The 20,189-nt window shown below is 67.9% G+C and carries 17 protein-coding genes and 2 tRNA genes; 18 read left to right on the top strand and 1 reads right to left on the bottom strand.

The window, feature by feature from the left end:
- The first annotated feature begins 95 nt into the window (after positions 1–95).
- The 12 genes from nuoG to V5F74_RS13125 all read left to right on the top strand — a co-directional run bounded on the left by nuoG (position 96) and on the right by V5F74_RS13125 (position 13,255).
- Positions 96–2,174 (top strand): NADH-quinone oxidoreductase subunit NuoG, encoded by a 2,079-nt coding sequence (gene nuoG, locus V5F74_RS13070; RefSeq protein ID WP_394008916.1) that lies wholly within the window; start codon positions 96–98, stop codon positions 2,172–2,174.
- A gap of 50 nt (positions 2,175–2,224) precedes the next feature.
- Complete coding sequence (nuoH, locus tag V5F74_RS13075; protein ID WP_374251406.1) at positions 2,225–3,244, top strand: NADH-quinone oxidoreductase subunit NuoH; 1,020 nt, start codon at positions 2,225–2,227, stop codon at positions 3,242–3,244.
- A 43-nt stretch (positions 3,245–3,287) separates the two neighbouring features.
- On the top strand, positions 3,288–3,776 hold the full coding sequence (gene nuoI, locus V5F74_RS13080; RefSeq protein ID WP_024278573.1) for an NADH-quinone oxidoreductase subunit NuoI: 489 nt from the start codon (positions 3,288–3,290) through the stop codon (positions 3,774–3,776).
- A gap of 196 nt (positions 3,777–3,972) precedes the next feature.
- On the top strand, positions 3,973–4,581 hold the full coding sequence (locus V5F74_RS13085) for an NADH-quinone oxidoreductase subunit J (RefSeq protein WP_029558857.1): 609 nt from the start codon (positions 3,973–3,975) through the stop codon (positions 4,579–4,581).
- An 11-nt stretch (positions 4,582–4,592) separates the two neighbouring features.
- Positions 4,593–4,901 carry an NADH-quinone oxidoreductase subunit NuoK gene (gene nuoK, locus V5F74_RS13090; protein ID WP_024278575.1) on the top strand — a complete coding sequence of 103 codons (309 nt, stop codon included), beginning with the start codon at positions 4,593–4,595 and terminating at the stop codon, positions 4,899–4,901.
- A 4-nt stretch (positions 4,902–4,905) separates the two neighbouring features.
- On the top strand, positions 4,906–6,831 hold the full coding sequence (nuoL, locus tag V5F74_RS13095; RefSeq protein WP_029558856.1) for an NADH-quinone oxidoreductase subunit L: 1,926 nt from the start codon (positions 4,906–4,908) through the stop codon (positions 6,829–6,831).
- Between the two features lie 2 nt (positions 6,832–6,833).
- Positions 6,834–8,345, top strand: coding sequence for an NADH-quinone oxidoreductase subunit M (locus V5F74_RS13100; protein ID WP_029558855.1), 1,512 nt, complete (start codon positions 6,834–6,836; stop codon positions 8,343–8,345).
- Positions 8,346–8,361: 16 nt separating this feature from the next.
- Positions 8,362–9,792, top strand: a complete 1,431-nt coding sequence (nuoN, locus tag V5F74_RS13105; RefSeq protein ID WP_394008478.1) for an NADH-quinone oxidoreductase subunit NuoN — start codon at positions 8,362–8,364, stop codon at positions 9,790–9,792.
- A 3-nt stretch (positions 9,793–9,795) separates the two neighbouring features.
- Positions 9,796–10,563, top strand: a complete 768-nt coding sequence (locus V5F74_RS13110) for a biotin--[acetyl-CoA-carboxylase] ligase (RefSeq protein ID WP_168458145.1) — start codon at positions 9,796–9,798, stop codon at positions 10,561–10,563.
- 211 nt (positions 10,564–10,774) lie between these two features.
- Complete coding sequence (locus tag V5F74_RS13115) at positions 10,775–12,445, top strand: ribonuclease J (protein WP_029558852.1); 1,671 nt, start codon at positions 10,775–10,777, stop codon at positions 12,443–12,445.
- A gap of 85 nt (positions 12,446–12,530) precedes the next feature.
- Complete coding sequence (gene mce / locus V5F74_RS13120; RefSeq protein WP_029558851.1) at positions 12,531–12,935, top strand: methylmalonyl-CoA epimerase; 405 nt, start codon at positions 12,531–12,533, stop codon at positions 12,933–12,935.
- A 50-nt stretch (positions 12,936–12,985) separates the two neighbouring features.
- Positions 12,986–13,255: a DUF1467 family protein gene (locus V5F74_RS13125; protein WP_029558850.1), complete on the top strand. Its 270-nt coding sequence runs from the start codon at positions 12,986–12,988 to the stop codon at positions 13,253–13,255.
- Between the two features lie 15 nt (positions 13,256–13,270).
- Here the strand turns inward: V5F74_RS13125 and V5F74_RS13130 are convergent, their stop codons facing one another.
- Entirely contained in the window at positions 13,271–17,053 is a 3,783-nt protein-coding gene (locus V5F74_RS13130; protein ID WP_156026412.1) for a bifunctional diguanylate cyclase/phosphodiesterase, read from the bottom strand.
- Positions 17,054–17,333: 280 nt separating this feature from the next.
- On the opposite strand from V5F74_RS13130, the gene V5F74_RS13135 reads away from it, so the two are divergent.
- The 6 genes from V5F74_RS13135 to V5F74_RS13160 all read left to right on the top strand — a co-directional run bounded on the left by V5F74_RS13135 (position 17,334) and on the right by V5F74_RS13160 (position 20,019).
- Entirely contained in the window at positions 17,334–17,732 is a 399-nt protein-coding gene (locus V5F74_RS13135; RefSeq protein ID WP_024278584.1) for a HesB/IscA family protein, read from the top strand.
- 134 nt (positions 17,733–17,866) lie between these two features.
- Positions 17,867–18,292, top strand: coding sequence for a DoxX family protein (locus tag V5F74_RS13140; protein WP_029558848.1), 426 nt, complete (start codon positions 17,867–17,869; stop codon positions 18,290–18,292).
- Between the two features lie 130 nt (positions 18,293–18,422).
- A tRNA-Leu gene (locus tag V5F74_RS13145) sits at positions 18,423–18,507 on the top strand.
- A gap of 160 nt (positions 18,508–18,667) precedes the next feature.
- A complete protein-coding gene (locus tag V5F74_RS13150; RefSeq protein WP_245272239.1) occupies positions 18,668–19,405 on the top strand; it encodes an AzlC family ABC transporter permease in 738 nt (245 codons plus the stop codon).
- Positions 19,402–19,749: an AzlD domain-containing protein gene (locus V5F74_RS13155; RefSeq protein WP_024278587.1), complete on the top strand. Its 348-nt coding sequence runs from the start codon at positions 19,402–19,404 to the stop codon at positions 19,747–19,749. Before V5F74_RS13150 ends, V5F74_RS13155 begins: the two co-directional genes overlap by 4 nt.
- 193 nt (positions 19,750–19,942) lie before the next feature.
- Positions 19,943–20,019 (top strand) — tRNA-Met (locus V5F74_RS13160).
- Positions 20,020–20,189: the final 170 nt, after the last annotated feature.

The following is a 20,189-nucleotide window of genomic DNA, read 5'->3' on the forward strand; positions in this document are numbered from 1 at the left end:
GACGCGACGGGCGGGGAGGGGAGTTGTCTCAAGGAGCGGGCGCCGTGCGTCCGGCTCCGGCCGCGCCCGGCGCGGTTCAAGGTGAGGTGGAAGTGATGGCGAAGATCGTCGTCGACGGAACCGAGGTCGATGTACCTGCCGAATACACGCTGCTTCAGGCGTGCGAGGCGGCGGGCGTCGAGATTCCGCGCTTCTGCTTCCATGAGCGGCTGTCCATCGCCGGCAATTGCCGCATGTGCCTTGTGGAAGTGAAGGGCGGTCCGCCCAAGCCCACGGCGTCCTGCGCCATGGCGGTGAAGGACCTGCGCCCCGGCCCCAACGGCGAGCCGCCCGTGGTGCTCACCAAGAGCCCCATGGTGAAGAAGGCCCGTGAAGGGGTGATGGAGTTCCTGCTCATCAACCACCCGCTGGATTGCCCGATCTGCGATCAGGGTGGCGAGTGCGACCTGCAGGACCAGGCCATGGCTTATGGCGCGGATACCTCGCGCTTCGCCGAGAACAAGCGCGCCGTGGAAGACAAGTACATCGGCCCGCTGGTCAAGACCTCCATGAACCGGTGCATCCAGTGCACCCGCTGCGTGCGCTTCTCGACGGAAGTCGCCGGCGTGCCGGACCTCGGCGCCATCGGCCGCGGCGAGGACATGGAGATCACCACCTATCTCGAGCACGCCATGCGCTCCGAGATGCAGGGTAACGTGGCGGATCTCTGCCCGGTGGGCGCGCTCACCCACAAGCCCTACCAGTTCCACGCCCGGCCGTGGGAGCTGATCAAGACCGAGTCCATCGACGTGATGGATGCAGTTGGCTCCAACATCCGCATCGACACCCGTGGCCGCGAGGTCATGCGCTTCCTGCCGCGCAACAACGACGCGGTGAACGAGGAGTGGATCTCCGACAAGTCCCGCTATGTCTGGGACGGCCTGAAGGTCCAGCGCCTTGATCGCCCCTATGTGCGCAAGGACGGCCGGCTCGTGCCCGCCACCTGGAGCGAGGCGTTCGCCGCCATCGCCGCCAAGGTGAAGGGCACCGCCCCCGCGAAGGTCGGCGCGCTCATCGGCGATCTCGCGAGCGTGGAAGAGGTGTTCGCCCTCAAGACGCTGATCGGCAAGCTCGGCTCCGCCAATATCGACGCCCGCCAGGACGGCGCCAAGCTCGATCCGGCGCTCGGCCGCGCGTCCTACGTGTTCAATCCCACCATCGCCGGCATCGAGCAGGCCGACGCCATCCTCCTCGTGGGCACCGACCCGCGGCATGAGGCGTCCGTCATCAATGCGCGCATCCGCAAGCGCTGGCGCCAGGGCGGGCTGAAGGTCGGCCTCATCGGCGCCAAGGTGGACCTCACCTACGCCTATGATTATCTCGGCGCCGGCCCCGACAGCCTCGCCGACCTCGCCGGCTCCTCCGCGTTTGGGGACATCCTGCGCAAGGCTGAGCGGCCGCTGGTCATCGTCGGCCAGGGCGCGCTGGCGCGGCCGGACGGCGCGGCGGTGCTCTCGCTGGCCGCTCGAGTGGCGGTGGCGGTGGGCGCGGTGAAGGACGGCTGGAACGGCTTCGGCGTGCTGCACACGGCGGCGGCCCGCGTCGGAGCCCTCGATGTGGGCGCGGTGCCCGGCCCCGGCGGGCTGGACGTGGCTGGAATGACCGCTCCCGGTGCGCTCGACGTCGCCTTCCTGATGGGCGCGGACGAGGTTGAAGTCGCCCCCGGCGCCTTCGTCGTCTATCTCGGCACCCATGGCGATCGCGGCGCCCACCGGGCGGATGTGATCCTGCCCGGCGCGGCCTATCCCGAGAAGAGCGGCATCTATGTGAACACGGAAGGCCGGGTGCAGTTCGCCAACCGCGCCGCCTTCCCGCCCGGCGAGGCGCGTGAGGACTGGGCGATCCTGCGGGCGCTCTCCGAGGTGCTGGGCCAGACGCTGCCCTTCGACAACATGCAGGCGCTGCGCGCCCAGCTCGTCTCCGCCTATCCCCACCTCGGCCATATCGACGAGGCGGCGGTGGCGGACGCGGGCGCCGTGTCGACCCTCGCGGGTGTCGGCGGCAGCGTGGACAAAGCGGCGTTCGCGCCGGTGATCGAGGACTTCTTCCTCACCAACCCCATCGCGCGGGCTTCCGCCGTGATGGCCGAATGCTCCGCGCTGCGCCTTGCGGCGGCGGCGGAAGCGGCGGAGTAGGCGATGGGCACGGTGAACCGGACGGCTGCGAGCTTCACGGAAACGCGGACATGAACTGGCAGGACACCCTCATCCAGGTGCTCATCATCCTCGGGCAGAGCCTTGCTCTGCTCGTGGCGCTGTTGATCTTCATCGCCTTCATCCTGCTGGCGGACCGCAAGATCTGGGCGGCGGTGCAATTGCGCCGCGGCCCCAACGTGGTGGGGCCGTTCGGCCTCTTCCAGTCCTTCGCCGACCTTCTGAAGTTCGTGCTGAAGGAGCCGACGATCCCGTCGGGCTCCAACAAGGCGATCTTCCTGCTCGCGCCGCTGGTCACCTGCGTGCTCGCGCTCGCCGCCTGGGCGGTGGTACCCATCGCGCAGGGCTGGGTCATCGCCGATCTCAACGTCGGCGTGCTCTACATCTTCGCCATCTCGTCGCTCGGCGTGTACGGCATCATCATGGGCGGCTGGGCTTCGAACTCGAAGTATCCCTTCCTCGCCGCGCTCCGCTCGGCGGCGCAGATGGTGTCCTACGAAGTCTCCATCGGCTTCGTCATCATCACCGTGCTGATGTGCGCGGGCTCGCTGAACCTGTCCGAGATCGTCGAGGCGCAGAACGGCCGCTTCGGCATCCTCGGCTGGTACTGGCTGCCGCTGCTGCCCATGTTCGTCATCTTCTTCGTGTCGGCGCTGGCCGAGACGAACCGGCCGCCCTTCGACCTCGTGGAAGCGGAGTCGGAGCTGGTGGCGGGCTTCATGACCGAATACGGCTCGACGCCCTACCTGCTGTTCATGCTCGGCGAGTACGTGGCGATCATGACCATGTGCGCCATGGGGACCATCCTGTTCCTCGGCGGCTGGCTCTCGCCCATCCCGTTCGCGCCCTTCACCTGGGTGCCGGGGCTGGTGTGGTTCGTCATCAAGCTCTGCTTCATGTTCTTCCTGTTCGCGATGGCCAAGGCCATGGTGCCCCGCTATCGCTACGACCAGCTCATGCGGCTCGGCTGGAAGGTGTTCCTGCCGATCTCCCTCGTCGCCGTCGTGGTGGTCGCGGGCGTGCTGCACTTCACCGGGACGGCGCCGCAATGACCGTTCCTTCCGCCCTTTCGCACAGCCTTCGGGGAGAGCGCCTGTGAAGCTCGATCAGGCCGCGCGCGCCATCTTTCTCACCGAGCTCGTCTCGGGCTTCTTCCTCGCCATGCGCTACTTCTTCAAGCCCAAGGCGACGCTGAACTATCCCTTCGAGAAGGGCCCGCTCTCGCCGCGCTTCCGCGGCGAGCATGCCCTGCGTCGCTATCCCAACGGGGAAGAGCGCTGCATCGCCTGCAAGCTGTGCGAGGCCATCTGCCCGGCGCAGGCCATCACCATCGAGGCCGGCCCGCGCCGCAACGACGGCACGCGCCGCACGACGCGTTACGACATCGACATGGTGAAGTGCATCTATTGCGGCTTCTGCCAGGAGGCGTGCCCGGTGGATGCCATCGTCGAGGGACCGAACTTCGAGTTCGCCACCGAGACGCGCGAAGAACTCTACTACGACAAGGAAAAGCTGCTCGCGAACGGCGACCGGTGGGAGCGCGAGATCGCGCGGTCCATCGCGCTCGATGCGCCGTACCGCTGAGGGGCGTGAGACATCGGCCGGCATCCTGCCGGCCTTCTGAAACGGGACCGGCGACGCGCCATGCGCGCGGCGCCATAGATCGGACTTTCGGGATGCGTCGGGTTTTCGGGATGCGTCAGGACATCAGAGGGGCCGGCCGCCTTGCGGGGCCGGACATGACCGGCGCGGACGCGCCGCGGGCAGGGGGGCTACGCGCATGAGCGTCGCGGCAGCGTTTTTCTATCTCTTCGCCTTCGTGCTGGTGGCGTCCGCCTTCATGGTGATCTCCTCCCGCAACCCGGTGCAGTCGGTTCTGTTCCTCATCCTCGCGTTCGTGAACGCGGCGGGCCTCTTCATCCTCATCGGCGCCGAGTTCCTCGCGCTGATCCTGGTGGTGGTCTATGTGGGCGCGGTGGCGGTGCTCTTCCTCTTCGTCGTGATGATGCTCGACGTGGACTTCGTGGAGCTGCGCCAGGGCTTCCTGCAATACCTGCCGGTGGGCGTGGTGGTCGGCATGATCTTCCTCGCCGAGCTGGTGCTGGTGGTCGGCGCATGGGCGACCGGCCCCGGGGTCGCCTCCGCGGTGCAGTCCGCGCCGGGAGGCATCGCCACCGAGAGCAACGTGCGCGCCATCGCGGCCGTGCTCTACACGGACTACATCTACTTCTTCCAGGCCGCCGGCTTCGTGCTGCTCGTCGCCATGATCGGCGCCATCGTGCTCACGCTGCGCCACAAGGTGAACGTGCGCCGGCAGAACATCACGGCTCAGGTGACGCGCTCCTCCACCATCGAGGTGGTGAAGGTGCGTCCCGGCCAGGGCCTTTGAGGGGGATGGGCATGGACATCGGTCTCTCCCACTATCTGACCGTCGCGGCGATCCTGTTCACGCTCGGGACGCTCGGCATCTTCCTCAACCGGAAGAACGTCATCGTCATCCTCATGTCGGTGGAGCTGATCCTGCTCGCCGTGAACATCAACCTCGTCTCGTTCTCCGCCTTCCTCGGGAACCTGACGGGACAGGTGTTCGCGCTGCTCGTGCTCACCGTCGCCGCAGCCGAGGCGGCCATCGGCCTCGCCATCCTCGTGGTGTTCTACCGCAACCGCGGTTCGATCGCCGTCGAGGACATCAACGCCATGAAGGGCTGAGGCCATGTATCAGGCGATCGTCTTCCTCCCCCTTCTCGGCTTCCTCATCGCCGGCCTGTTCGGCAAGAAGATCGGTGACCGCGCAAGCGAGGTGGTGACCACCTCGTTCCTGTTCGTCGCGTGCCTGCTCGCCTGGATCGCGTTCTTCTCGGTCGGCTTCGGCGACCACGACACGCGCGTGCAGGTGATGAAGTGGATCTACGTGGGCGACCTCAAGGTCGACTGGGCGTTCCGCATCGACACCATGACGGTGATCATGCTGATCGTCGTCACCACCGTGTCCTCGCTCGTCCATCTCTATTCCATCGGCTACATGCACGAGGACCCGAGCCGGCCGCGCTTCTTCGCCTATCTCTCGCTGTTCACCTTCGCCATGCTCATGCTGGTGACGGCGGACAATCTGCTCCAGCTGTTCTTCGGCTGGGAGGGCGTGGGCCTCGCCTCCTACCTGCTCATCGGCTTCTGGTACGAGAAGCCTTCGGCGAACGCGGCGGCCATGAAGGCCTTCGTGGTGAACCGCGTGGGCGATTTCGGCTTCATGCTGGGCATCTTCGCCCTCTTCGTGATGACCAACTCGGTCAGCTTCGAGCAGGTGTTCGCGGCCGCACCGGGCCTCGCCGGCAAGACCATTCCCTTCCTCGGCCACCACTGGGACGCGCCGACCGTGATCGCCCTGCTGCTGTTCGTCGGCGCGTGCGGAAAGTCGGCCCAGTTCCTGCTGCACACCTGGCTGCCGGACGCGATGGAAGGCCCGACCCCGGTCTCGGCCCTCATCCACGCCGCCACCATGGTGACCGCCGGCGTGTTCATGGTGGCGCGCATGTCGCCCATCTTCGAGCTGTCGCAGACCGCGCTCAACGTGGTGATGCTGGTGGGCGCAACCACCGCCTTCTTCGCCGCCACCGTCGGCCTGGTGCAGAACGACATCAAGAAGGTGATCGCCTACTCCACCTGTTCCCAGCTCGGCTACATGTTCGTGGCCATGGGCGCGGGCGCCTATTCCATCGGCATGTTCCACCTGCTCACGCACGCCTTCTTCAAGGCTCTGCTGTTCCTCGGTGCCGGCTCGGTCATCCACGCCATGCATCACGAGCAGGACATGCGGCACATGGGCGGCCTTCGGAAGAAGATCCCCTACACCTACTGGACCATGGTGATCGGCACGCTGGCCATCACCGGCTTCCCGTTCCTCGCCGGCTATTACTCGAAGGACGCCATCATCGAGGCGGCCTATGCGAGCCACAACTACTTCCGCACCTACGGCTACTGGATGACCGTGATCGCCGCGGCGCTCACCGCCTTCTATTCCTGGCGCCTGATCTTCCTCACCTTCTGGGGTCACCCGCACGACCATCACCACTATGAGGCCGCGCACGAAAGCCCGCTGGTGATGACCATCCCCCTCGGCGTGCTGTCCCTCGGCGCGATCTTTGCCGGCTGGGCCTTCCACGGCATCTTCGTGGGCGAGGGCGTGCACGACTTCTTCCGCCATTCCATCTTCATGGGTGCGGAGAACCACATTCTCCACGCCATGCATGACATCCCCGGCTGGGCGGCCTTCGCCCCCACGGTGATGATGGTGGTGGGATCGCTGATCGCCATCTGGTTCTATCTCGTGAACCCGAAGATCCCGCCGGCGCTCGCGAAGTCGCAGGACGCGCTGTACCAGTTCCTCCTGAACAAGTGGTACTTCGACGAGATCTACAACTTCCTCTTTGTGCGCCCGGCCCTTTGGCTCGGCCGCACCCTGTGGAAGCGCGGTGACGGCACCATCATCGATGGGCTGGGACCGGATGGTGTCTCCGCCCGCGTGCTCGACATCACCCGCGGGGTGGTGCGGCTGCAGACCGGCTACCTCTACCACTACGCCTTCGTGATGCTGATCGGCGTCGCGGCCCTCATCACCTGGTTCATGTTCGCCGGAGTGTGACGATGACCGACTGGCCCATCCTCTCCGTCGTCACCTTCCTGCCGCTGGTCGGGGCGCTCTTCATCCTCGTGGTGCGGGGCGACGACGACGTCTCCGCGCGCAACGCCCGCTGGGTGGCGCTGTGGACCACGCTCGTCACCTTCCTGGTGTCGCTGTTGCTGCTGCCGGGCTTCGATGCCTCGGCTCCCGGCTTCCAGTTCGTGGAAAAGAAGGCGTGGCTCGGCGATCTCGCCTCCTACCACATGGGCGTGGACGGCATCTCGCTGCCCTTCGTCATCCTCACCACCTTCCTCATGCCCTTCTGCATCCTCGCCTCCTGGGAGAGCGTGCATAAGCGGGTGAAGGAATACATGATCGCCTTCCTGGTGCTCGAGACCATGATGCTCGGCACCTTCACGGCCCTCGACCTCGTCCTCTTCTACTTCTTCTTCGAGGGCGGCCTCATCCCGATGTTCCTCATCATCGGCGTGTGGGGCGGGCCGCGCCGCATCTACGCGGCCTTCAAGTTCTTCCTCTACACGCTGGCCGGTTCCGTGCTGATGATGCTCGCCATCATGGCCATGTACTGGAAGGCCGGCACCACCGACGTGCCCACCCTGATGCAGTTCGGCTTCCCGTCGGGCATGCAGTACTGGCTCTGGTTGGCCTTCTTCGCCTCCTTCGCGGTGAAGATGCCCATGTGGCCGGTGCACACCTGGCTGCCCGACGCGCACGTGGAGGCACCCACCGCCGGCTCCGTCATCCTGGCCGGCGTGCTCCTGAAGATGGGCGGCTACGGCTTCCTGCGCTTCTCGCTGCCCATGTTCCCGGAGGCGAGCCACTATTTCGCGCCTCTGGTGTTCACCCTCTCGGTGGTGGCCATCATCTACACCTCGCTCGTCGCGCTGGTGCAGGAGGACATCAAGAAGCTGATCGCCTATTCGTCCATCGCCCACATGGGCTTCGTGACCATGGGCATCTTCGCGATGAACGAGGCGGGCCTGCAGGGCGCCATGTTCCTCATGATCTCCCACGGCTTCGTCTCGGCCGCGCTGTTCCTGTGTGTCGGCGTGATCTACGACCGGCTGCACACCCGCGAGATCGCCGCCTATGGCGGCCTCGTGAAGCGCATGCCGCTCTACGCGACGGTGCTGATGGTGTTCACCATGGCGAATGTGGGCCTGCCGGGCACGTCGGGCTTCATCGGCGAGTTCCTCACCATGCTCGCCGCCTTCGAGCGCAACACCTGGGTCGCCTTCTTCGCGGCCACCGGTGTCATCCTCTCCGCGGCCTACGCTTTGTGGCTCTACTGGCGCGTGGTGTTCGGCCCGCTGGAGAAGGAGAAGCTGAAGTCCATGATGGATCTCTCGCCCCGCGAGATCGCCATCATGGTCCCGCTGGTGATCCTCACCATCCTGTTCGGCGTGTGGCCCGCGCCCATCCTCAACATGACATCCCATGCGGTGAACGCGGTCGTCGCGCGCACCGATTCCGTGGCCGGCGCGGTGAAGACCGCCCTGCTGCTGAGCTTCTGATTTTCGAGGACGCCTCATGTCGCAGCTCCTGCCTCCCCTCGGCGCGGTCCTGCCGGAACTGGTGCTCGCCGTCTCGGCCATCGTGCTGATCCTCATCGGCGCGTTCCGCGGGGAGGGCTCGGCCAATCTGGTCACTGGCCTTGCCATCGCGGTGCTCGCCGCGGCGGGCGTGCTGGTGCTGCTTCAGCCGGGCACCGAAGTCTCCGCCTTCAACGGCTCGCTGGTCATCGACCCCTTCGGCCGCTTCATGAAGGTGCTGGTCTCCATCGGCGCGCTGGTCTCCCTCATCATGTCGGTGGACTGGCAGGCGCGGGAGAAGCAGGCGAAGTTCGAATATGCGGTGCTGGTGGTGATCGCCACGCTCGGCATGTTCATGCTGGTGTCGGCCGGCGACCTCATCGCCCTCTATCTCGGCCTCGAGCTGATGAGCCTCTCGCTCTATGTGGTGGCCGCCATCAACCGCGACTCGGTGCGCTCCACCGAGGCGGGCCTGAAGTATTTCGTCCTCGGCGCGCTCTCCTCGGGCATGCTGCTTTACGGGGCCTCGCTGATCTACGGCTTCACCGGCTCGGTGAATTTCCTGCAGATCGCGTCGATCGCGAAGGAGCCGAGCATCGGCCTCATCTTCGGCCTCGTCTTCCTGGTGGCGGGCCTGTGCTTCAAGGTGTCGGCGGTGCCCTTCCACATGTGGACGCCGGACGTCTATGAAGGTGCGCCCACCCCGGTCACCGCCTTCTTCGCCTCCGCCCCGAAGGTCGCCGGCATGGCCATCTTCGTGCGGGTGCTGATCGAGGCGTTCCCCCACGTCTCGCACCAGTGGCAGCAGATCGTCGCCTTCGTGTCGCTCGCCTCCATGGTGCTCGGCGCCTTCGCCGCCATCGGCCAGCGCAACATCAAGCGACTGCTCGCCTACTCCTCCATCGGCCACATGGGCTTCGCCCTCGTCGGCCTCGCCGCCGGCACCGCCGAGGGCGTGCGCGGCGTGCTGTTGTACATGGCCATCTACCTGATGATGACGCTCGGCACCTTCGCCTGCGTCCTCACCATGCGCCGCAAGGGCCAGGCGGTGGAGACGGTGGATGATCTCGCCGGCCTCGCCCGCCGCAATCCGCTGATGGCGCTGATGCTGGGCGCGCTCATGTTCTCGCTGGCCGGCATCCCGCCGCTCGCGGGCTTCCTCGCCAAGTACTACGTCTTCGTCGCCGCCATCCAGGCGGGCCTCTATGGCCTCTCCGTGGTGGGCGTGCTCGCCTCGGTGGTGGGCGCCTTCTATTACCTGCGCGTCGTCAAGATCATGTATTTCGACGAGCCGGTGGACGCCTTCGACCCCATGCCGACCGAGCTGAAGGCGGTGCTGGCGGTGAGCGGGCTTTTCACCATCTTCTATTTCGTCTATCCCGCTCCTCTCATTGAGGCAGCGAGTGTCGCCGCCCGTTCGCTTTTCTGAACGATGGCTCATTACGAATTCCAGGGTTCCACGGTTCCCATCGTCCGCTTCACCCAGATCGGCTCCACCAACGCCGAGGGGATGGCGCGCCTGCAGCGGGGCGAGACCTTCCCGGTGTGGCTGGTCGCCGACATCCAGACGGCCGGGCGGGGACGCCGTGGCCGTCCGTGGACGTCTGAGCTCGGCAATCTCTTTGCCACCCTCGTGCTGCCCAATCCGGCGCCTGTGGCGAACCTTGCACAGCTCTGCTTCGTCGCCGGCCTTGCGCTGCGGGACGCGGTGATCTCCGCCGCGCCGCAGATCGCGACGGACAACATGAAGCTCAAGTGGCCGAACGACCTCCTGATCGACGGCGGCAAGGTGGCCGGCATCCTGGTGGAGGGTGGCACCGATCCGCACGGCCGCCCCGCCGCGGTCATCGGCTTCGGCGTCAACTGCCTGCACCATCCCGAGGACCTGCCCTACAAGGCGACCAGCCTTGAGGCGCTGGGCGCGCCCACCGCGCCCGACCGGATGCTGGAAGCGCTGGACCTCGCCATGGCGGTTCGCCTCAACCAGTGGAACGCCGGCGCCGGCTTTCCCGCCATCCGCTCCGACTGGATGCGCCATGCCCTGGGCATGGGCGATCAGGTGAGCGTCAAGATCGGCGAGCGCGAGGTGGTGGGCCGCTTCGAGAATATCGACACCCGCGGCGCCATGATGCTGCGGCGTCGCGACGGCGTGGCCGAGATCATCACCGCGGGCGATGTCTCCCTCGGCAAGCCGGACTGACTTGCCCGCACACGTGCGTATCGTCGCGCGCGCGTGCTGAAGGCTTGCATTGCGGCGGCGCGCCTCCATCATGCGGCCGCCCGCCTTTTCATGAGCCCCGCGCCGTGGGGCTGTTTGTGTTTGGCGCGCCACGCGCTGTCGGTGCGTCCCGGGGCAGACGCGCTCCGGGGCAGCCGGCATTGCGGGCGCCGCGTTTGGAAGTGACCCTTTGATGGCACCCTCGGAAGAACTGGTCTTCGCGCCTCTCGGCGGCGTGGGCGAGATCGGAATGAACCTCGGCCTCTACGGCTTCGGCCCGAAGAAGGCGCGGGAATGGCTTATTGTCGACCTCGGCATGAGCTTCGCCGGGGATGAGGCGCCCGGCGTCGACCTTGTGCTGCCCGACATCCGCTTCCTGGAATCCGAGCGCAAGAAGATCGCCGGCCTCGTGCTGACCCATGGTCACGAGGACCATATCGGCGCGGTGCTGGACCTCTGGCCGCGCCTCAAGTGCCCCATCTACACCACCCGCTTCACCGCCGGCCTCCTGGAAGCGAAGCGGGCAGGGGAGCCGGGCGCCCCCTCCGAACTGCCCATCGAGGTGGTGCGCGCGCGCCAGCCGGTGCAGATCGGCCCGTTCAGCGTCGAATTCGTGCCGGTGTCGCACTCCATCCCCGACAGCCATGCACTCGCCATCCGCACCAGGGCCGGGCTGGTGGTTCATACCGGCGACTGGAAGCTCGACCCGACGCCCCTCGTGGGCGAGGCCACCGACATCGCGCGGCTGAAGGCGCTGGGCGATGAGGGCGTGCGCGCCATCATCTGCGATTCCACCAATGCCATCCGCGACGGCATCTCCCCGTCCGAGGCGGACGTGGGGGCCTCGCTGAAGGCCATCGTTGCCAAGGCGAAACACCGCATCGCCTTCACCACCTTCTCCTCCAACGTGGCCCGCATCCGCGGCATCGCCGAGGCGGCCTATGCCAATGGCCGCGAGGTGGTGCTGGTGGGCCGGGCGCTGGAGCGCGTCATCGGCGTCGCCCGCGAGCAGGGGCTGCTGGACGGCATTCCCGCCTTCCGCGGCGCCGACGCCTATGGGTATCTGCCGCGCGAGCGGGTGGTGGCCATCCTCACCGGCAGCCAGGGCGAGCCGCGCGCCGCGCTGCGCCGCATCGCCGATGACGACCATCCCGAGATCGCCCTGTCGCCCGGCGATCAGGTGGTGTTCTCCTCGCGCACCATTCCCGGCAACGAGAAGGTGGTGAACCACATCGTCAACGCGCTCATCAAGCGCGGGGTGGAGGTCATCACCGATCGCACCGCCCTCGTCCACGTCTCCGGCCATCCCCGCCGCGGCGAGCTGGAGGAGATGTACCGCATGATCCGCCCGCAGGTGGCGATCCCGGTGCATGGCGAGGCGCTGCACCTGCACGAGCACGCTCTGCTTGCCCGCCGGCTTGGCGTGCCGGAGGTGCTGAACTGCTACGACGGCAACGTCATCCGCCTCGCGCCCGGCCCGGCCGAGCGGGTGGACGACGTGCCCTTCGGCCGCCTCTACAAGGACGGACGCCTGCTGCTGGCCGAAGGTGCGCGCGCCATTCCCGAGCGGCGCAAGCTGAGCTTCGTGGGCGCCATCTCCATCGCCGTCGCGGTGAACAAGCAGGGCGGCCTTGCCGGCGATCCCTCCGTCGAGATCACCGGCGTGCCGGAGCGCGGGGAAGGGGGCTTGGACATGCTCGACCACGTGCTCGACACGGTGGTCGCCACCCTCGACAATCTGCCCAAGGCCCGCCGCCGCGACCCGGAAGCGCTGGCGGAGAGCCTGGAGCGGGCCGTGCGTTCGGCGGTGAACGCGGTGTGGGGCAAAAAGCCGGTCTGCCACGTCCACGTGCTGGAGGTGTGAGTTCTCTCCACCTTCTCTCCTGCGGAGGTCGTGTTTCTCGACCCGCCCCGTTGCGCTATGGATCGGTGACGAACCGGAGGGAAACATGATCGGACGGCTCAACCACGTGGCCATCGCGGTGCGCGACATCGCGGCCGCCTCGGCGCTCTATCGCGATACGCTCGGCGCGGAGGTCTCCGCCGCCGTGCCCCAGGTGGAGCACGGCGTGACCACGGTGTTCGTGACCCTGCCCAACACCAAGATCGAGTTCCTGGAGCCGCTCGGCGCGGATTCGCCCATCGCCAAGTTCCTGGAGCGCAATCCGGACGGCGGCATCCACCATCTGTGCTACGAGGTGGACGACATCATCGTCGCCCGCGACCAGCTCAAGGCCAAGGGCGCGCGCGTGCTCGGCTCCGGCGAGCCGAAGATCGGCGCCCACGGCAAGCCGGTGCTGTTCCTTCACCCGAAGGACTTCAACGGCACGCTGGTCGAGCTGGAGCAGGCCTGATCCCCCCTCGCGGCGCCGGGACCCCGGCGCCGCCAGTCAAGGAAGACGCCGTGTCGGTCGGTGCCGTCGTCGCCATCTATTTCATCGTGTGGTGGACCAGCCTGTTCGCCGTGCTGCCATGGGGCGTGCGCTCCCAGGCCGAGAGCGCGGACGTAACGCCGGGCACCGATCCCGGCGCGCCGGTGCGGCCGCTGATGCTTTACAAGGTGATCGCCACCAGCCTCATCGCGCTCGTGGTCACCGCCGGCATCGTCTACATCATGACCAGCGGCATCATCGCGCTGGAAGACATTCCGCTGCCCTTCAAGACCGCGGAATAGGCCCACCTACCGGCATCAGTGCAGGGAGGTGCTGCCGATCAGGCCCGCGCCGCGCGGCGCGCCCGGGGCAGGCCCCGGCGCCAGAGGGCCACTCAGCGCAAGGCGCAGCAGGCGGTCGCCCGTGACCGCGCGGCTGAACAGGTGGCCCTGGCCGAAGTCGCAGCCCCGCGCCTTCAGGAAGTCGTGCTGCCGCGGGTCCTCGATCCCCTCCGCCACCACCGAGAAGCCCAGCGCGCGGGCGATGGAGATGATCGCCGTGGCGATCTCCGCGTCGGCGGCGCGCGGCAGGTCGCGCACGAAGCTCCGGTCGATCTTCAGCTTGGAGATGGGGAAGCGCTTGAGATAGGCGAGCGAGGAATAGCCGGTGCCGAAATCGTCCAGGGCGATGCGCACGCCGGTGTCCTTCAGCTGGCGCAGCTTGCGCTCGGCCGCCGCGCGGGCGTCGAACAGCAGGCTCTCGGTGATCTCCACCTCCAGCTTGTGCGCCGGCAGGCCGGTGCGGCGCAGAACGTCGTCCACGAACTCGCACAGGGCGCCGCGCTGGAACTGGCGCGGCGACAGGTTCACCGCGATGAAGTCGAGGTCGGCACCCTTGTCGAGCCATTCGGCCATCTGCCGGCAGGCGGCTTCCATCACCCAATTGCCCAATGGCTCGATGAGACCGGTCTCTTCGGCGAGCGGGATGAAGCGGTTGGGGGTGACGAGGCCGTGGGTCGGGCTCTGCCAGCGCACCAGCGCCTCGGTGCCGGTGATGCGGCCGGTGGCGAGGTTCACCACCGGCTGGAAGTTGAGGATGAACTCGTCACGGGCGAGGGCGCGCCGCAGGTCCGCTTCCATCTCCATCCGCACGCGGGCGCCGCGGGTGAGCGCCTGGGTATAGAAGGCGTAGCCGCCACGGCCGTGGGACTTCGCCTCCGCCAGCGCTGAATCCGCGTGCTGGAGCAGGCTCGCCGGCGTCTCGGCATCCTCCGGGAACAGGCTGATGCCGACGCTGGCGCCAAGGTAGATTTCCCCGCCTCCGGGCATGGAGAAGGGGCGCCCCATCTCCTGGATGACGTGGTTGGCGAGGGTGGCGGCATCCTCCGGCCCGGAGATGCCCTCGAGGATGATGACGAACTCGTCGCCGCCATGACGCCCAAGCGTGGCGCCTGCCTCCAGCTCATCCTGAATGCGGCGGGCGGCCATCTGCAGCACGGCGTCGCCGGCCATGTGGCCGAGGCTGTCATTGACGGTCTTGAAGCGGTCGAGGTCCACGAACAGCACCGCGCAGCGCGATCCGGGCCGGCTCAGCGCGAGGTCGAGGAGCGAGGCGAGGAGCGTGCGGTTCGGCAGATCGGTGAGCGGGTCGTAGTGGGCGATACGGTCCAGCTCGAACTCGGAATGCTTGGCCTGGGTGATGTCCTGGAAGGCGCCGACGAAATTCTGGGCCGCGCCGCTGTCGTCATACACCGTGGTGATGTTGAGCTGCTGGAGGAAAATCTCGCCGTTCTTGCGGCGGTTCCAGATCTCGCCCTGCCAGGAGCCGGCGGTGGTCAGCTCGCTCCACAGGCTGCGGTAGAAGTCGCGGTCGTGCCGGCCGGAATGAAGGAGGCGCATGTTCTGGCCGAGGATTTCCTCCTCGCTGTAGCCGGTGATCCGCGAGAAGGCCGGATTGACGGCGGACACCTCGGACTTGAGATTCGTCACCACCAGCCCGTCATAGGAATTGGCGAACACGGCCGCGGCGAGCCGCAGGTGGCGCTCGGTGTGCTTCGATCTGGTGATGTCGGCGAGGAGGCCGACGGCGCGGCTGAGGGCGCCGGCGGCGTCGCGGGCGGCGAGGCCGTGCCAGCGGAAGTCGTGATAGCTGCCGTCCGGCCGGCGCAGGCGGATGTCCAGCTCCAGCGTGGGTGCCCCGCCGCGCAGGAAGGCCTTCCACGCCGCCGCCACCTTGCGGCGGTCGTCCGGGTGGAGCAATTCGTGCCACGGCCGCCTGATGTCCACGGCCTCGTCGGCGCCCACGCCGAGCATCTCCCGTGCCCGCTGCGAGAGATAGAGGCTGCCGGTGCGGATGTTGAGATCCCACACGCCCTGGTCCGAGCCCTTCACCGCGAGGCCGAAGCGCTCCTCGCTCTCGCGCAGCGCGGCCTCGGCGGCGCGACGGGCGGAGATGTCCTGCGCCACCAGCAGGAGGTGGTCAGCTGCGCCATCCGCGTTGCGCACCAGAGAGAACGTGAAGGCCAGCCAGACGGCCGAGCCGTCCGGGCGCACGAGGCTTTCCTCCGTCTCGATCTCGGCCGACCGGCCGTCGAGGAGCGGGCCGATCACATCGGCGCCGCCGGAGGCGGGGTCCGGCTCCCGCAAGTGCCACATGCGCTCGCCGATCAGCGCGCTCGCCGGCCGGCCGAGCATGCGGCAGGCCTTGCCGTTGGCCCGCAGGATGGTGCCGTCGAGGTCGAGGTGGAGGATGCCGGTCGCGGCCTGGTCGAAGGCGGCGCGGAAGCGCGCTTCGGCCTCGCCCACCGCGCGGGCGGCCGAAAGCTCGCGCGCCGCCTCGCGCATCCGCGACTTCTGCAGCAGGCCACGCCCCACCGCCACTGCGAGCAGCAGTAGCACGCAGGCGAGCGCCGCGGAGAAGAAGGCGGAGGTGCGAGCGCCGCCCAGAACCTCGTCGCGGTCCACCTTCAGCACGAGGGAGGACTGGTCGCCGGGGATGGGCGCGCGCACCGCCAGAACGGCGCGGCCGGAGGGATCGGCCCCGGCGCCGGTCGCGCCGGGGCTGTCGGTGCCGGCGGCGAAGGGATAGGGGTCGGCCACGAAGGTCCGTGGCAGCGGGGCGGCCTGATCGCGCGAGACCGCCGAGGTGACGCGCACGCCGCCGCGCGGGTCCGGCGCCACCAGCAGCGCCTCGGCGCTGCGGGCGGTGCGGAACACGGCCGAGAGCATGGGATGGGCTTCCGGCCGCACCGCCGACTGCAGGAACAGGACGCAGCAGGGATCATGCTCGGCCCCGCGCACCGGCACGTTGACGAGGAAGGCGAAGCCCCCTGTGCGCGTGGTGTCGCGCGGCGGCGGGGCTTCCGCCATCTGGCCAGTGGCCGCGACCTCCCGCACCATCTCCGCCATGTCGGGCCGGCCCGGCTCCGGCCCGGAGGACAAGATGAAAGCGCCGTTGTTGGCCCACAGCTCGGCGCCGGTGAAGCCGAAGGCGCGCGCGCTCTCGCCCAGCAGCAGGCGCAGGCGCGCGCGGCGCTCGGAGGAGGGCTCGGCGTGCCAGCCGGCCACGTCGTCGGCGAGGAAGCGGCTCGATCCCAGCGCCAGTGCGCCCGTCTCCAGCCGCTGGCGCTCCTGGGCGAGGTTGCGCACCTGCACTTCCGCAAGGGTGCCGAGGAGCCGCCGCGTGTCGGAGATCGCCGACTGCACGCTCGCCTGATAGACGAGCACCGTCACCACGAGAAGGATGGCGCCGAGGCCCAGCAGCAGGAGCACGGCGCGCATGGCGCCGATGGAGTTCGGCACAGTGGAGGCCACACCGACCGTGCCGGTCCTGCGCGGGGTGGGAGCCACGTCGGTGGTGGTCCGGGCCATCGCCGCGGCCGCCGCCCGGCGCCGGGCGACGAGGAGCGTCGCCATGAACGCTGCGGTGCCGATCACGGCTGCGGCGACGAGGGCGATGAGGGTGGTCTTGAGGGTCGGCGCGCCGCCGAAGCCGCCGGTGGCGAGGGAGGGCTGCGCTTCGGCCGCACGGCTCCACAGCGCTGCCACCGCCGTGAGCACGGTCGCCGCGCGGAACCGCCCTCTGGCCGGTTGCGCCCTCATGATGCCTCGTCCTGCTGCCCTCGATCCGGCAGTCAAGCCGCCGCCGCTTCGAGACCTATATCTTGGCCGTTGGTGGGAAAAAGCGAAATCGCGGAATTTCCCTTCGATAAGGTTGTAAAATACCTGCCAAATGCCGGCAAAGCCACTGCCCGGCGGCCAGGGCCTTCCGCCGATACCTTATCGCGAGACTCGATCCTGAGACTTGCTCCTGCCGCGATCATCCACCATTTGTAGGGAGCTGGCCCGCCGACCTTGAATCGGCCGGGTCTGGAGGTCTGCCATGAGTGTCGCTGAAACACCCCCCGTGCGCCCCGCCCGGCGCAGCCCACCGCCGGTCATCCGCATCACCGACATCGCCGCCGAGCGCCTGCGCGAGATTCTCGCCGATGCCGAGCCGGGCACCGCGGTTCGGGTGGGCATCGAGAACGGCGGTTGCGCCGGCATGTCCTACAAGCTCGATTTCACCACCGATGTGGCCCCGCTCGACTCCGTGGTCGAAGACAAGGGCGTGAAGGTCGTGGTGGATTCCAAGGCGGTGCTCTTCCTCATCGGCACCGAGATGGATTTCAAGACGGACAAGGTCTCGTCCCAGTTCGTCTTCAACAATCCCAATCAGACATCTTCCTGCGGCTGCGGCGAATCCGTCGCCATCACGCCGGCGGCTGCCGACGCGTCCTGAGCGGCGCTTCGGCGCCGAACGGGGCAGGGCGGTTCAGCCGCCGTTCAGTTTGGCCGCGGCAAGAGTGGCACATCGTGCGGATGCCGGCTCCGGCCGGCGGTCGCGCGCCGCCATAACTGCCCATAGGTGCCATCTTGACCCCTCGTCCCATCGCCGCCCTCCTGTCGAGCCCCGCATTCGGCATCGTCGCCCGTGCCCTGCTCACCTTCATCTTCTGGGGCGCGGGCCTGGACAAGCTGTTCAACTTCGGCGAGGCGCTGGCGCTGTTCGACTTCTTCGGCGTGAAACCCGCGCTGTTCTTCGTGCCGCTGGCCATCGTCGTGCTGCTCGGCGGCTCGGCCATGGTCATTGCCAACCGAATGGCCTGGCTCGGCTTCGGGATGCTGGCGGTGTTCACCGCCCTGACCATCCCCATCGCTCACCCCTTCTGGACCATGCAGGGCGAGCAGCGCCTGTTCGAGTTCCATGTGGTGGTGGAGCACATCAGCCTGATCGGCGGCCTGATGATCGGCGCCATCCTGTGCTGGCGCCTGGAGCGCGAAGCGCGACCCCGCGCCTGACGGCACGAGCCCATCGGTACGTGCCCATCGGCCCGTGCCGGGTCACGGTGGAAGCCGGGGCGTCAGGAGGTACACTCCCGCCGCGAAACATGCTCTAAGACACGTCCGCCGGGCCCCCGCGCCCGGCATAGCGGACGTGGCGAAACCGGTAGACGCACGAGACTTAAAATCTTGCGCCGCAAGGCGTGCGGGTTCGAGTCCCGCCGTCCGCACCAGCCGTAGAGTCTCGCACCAGTCGTTCCGTTCCCGCATGGCCGGCGCCGGCGCCCTGCGGCGGGATCACTCCCCGGCTTCGGGCGAAGCTGCTATTTGGAGGCATTCGCCTGCTACGGGCGACCCGTGCGCCCATCTGCCCCTCGCCCCGGATCCTCCCTCGTGAACGCCCCGCCTTCCCTTCACCATGCGCATCATGCGCCACCGGTGTATTTCCTCCAGGGCATGCGCAAGGCCGTGTCGGTGCCCGCGCTGGTGCTGTTCGCGAGCTATCTGGGCTTCGGCGCAGTGCTGCATGGGGTGGGTTTTCCCCTCGGGGCCGGTATCGCCTCGACCTTGCTCGTGTGGGCCCTGCCGGCACAATTGATCCTCATCGGCGGCCTCGCGGCGGGCACAGCGTTGCCGGCCATCGCACTCGCTGTCGGGCTCTCCTCCATGCGCCTCCTGCCCATGGTGGTCTCGGTGGCACCCTACATGCGCGGGCCGCGCCGCAGTCTCTTCTGGGAGCTGGTCTGTGCCCATTTCGTCGCGATGACGGTCTGGCTCGAAGGGCTCCGCATGCTGCCGCACCTGCCCGGTGAGGCGCGCGTGCCCTTCACCCTCGGGCTCGGCCTCTCGCTGATCGGCGTGAGCTGCCTCGGCACGGTGACGGGCTACACCATGGCCGGCGAGGTGCCGGGCTGGATCGCGGCCGGGCTGCTGCTGCTCACGCCCCTGTCCTTCACCGTGCTGATGGTGCGCAACGCCGTGTCCGCCACCGATTGGCTGGCGCTCGCCGCCGGCCTCATCCTGATGCCGCTGACGCTGAACCTTGGGGGCGGGCTCGATCTGATGATCTCCGGCATCGGCGGCGGTACGCTCGCCTTCATCGCCGGCCGCCTGCTGGAGCGACGCCGATGATCGCCCCGATGAGCGAGGGCACCGCCCTGCTGCTGGTGATTCTCCTCGGCTTCCTGCCGACGGAGGTGTGGCGCACCCTCGCGGTCATTGCCGGTCGCCGCGTGGAGGAGGGCAGCACCGTCTTTCACTGGGTGCGGGCGGTGGCCACCGCCCTCCTGGCCGCCGTGATCGCGCGGCTCCTGTTCGCGCCGGCCGGCGTCCTCGCCGAGGTTCCGCTGGCGCTGCGCCTCGGGGCCGTGCTCGCGGGGGTGGCGGGCTTCCTCGTGGTGCGCCGCTCCGTGTTCGCCGGGGTGGTGGTGGGCGAGATCGTGCTCATGGGCGGCGCTTATTTTCTCCACGGCTGAAGCGTGGCGATCTCCGCACTGCACCTTGCGGGGCAAGGCTTTGATGCGGGGCGAGTGGTATCGCGAGGCATGCGTCGTCCACAGGGCAGGGGGGCGGGACCACAAATTATCGCCCGTGCCCTTTCCATCGGGGGCGGGGGTTGCTACATACGCCTCGCCGAACACCGGTTCGCCGGCAAACTCTCGGTTCTGACGCGGGGTGGAGCAGCCCGGTAGCTCGTCAGGCTCATAACCTGAAGGTCGCAGGTTCAAATCCTGCCCCCGCAACCAAAACCTTGGTTTCAAGGTCTCAAAAGGGTCGCCGCAAGGCGGCCCTTTTGCGTTTTGGCCGCTGAGGGCGGGAGCCGGGTAGGCACACGGTTACGCATCAATCCGGAGACGGCGCAGGACACCCCTAGCTCGCGTTCAAGGTCGCGTCGTGCTACTTTGAGGCGAATAAA

It is taken from the genome of Xanthobacter aminoxidans, from assembly GCF_043193615.1.
GTDB classification, from domain to species: domain Bacteria; phylum Pseudomonadota; class Alphaproteobacteria; order Rhizobiales; family Xanthobacteraceae; genus Xanthobacter; species Xanthobacter aminoxidans.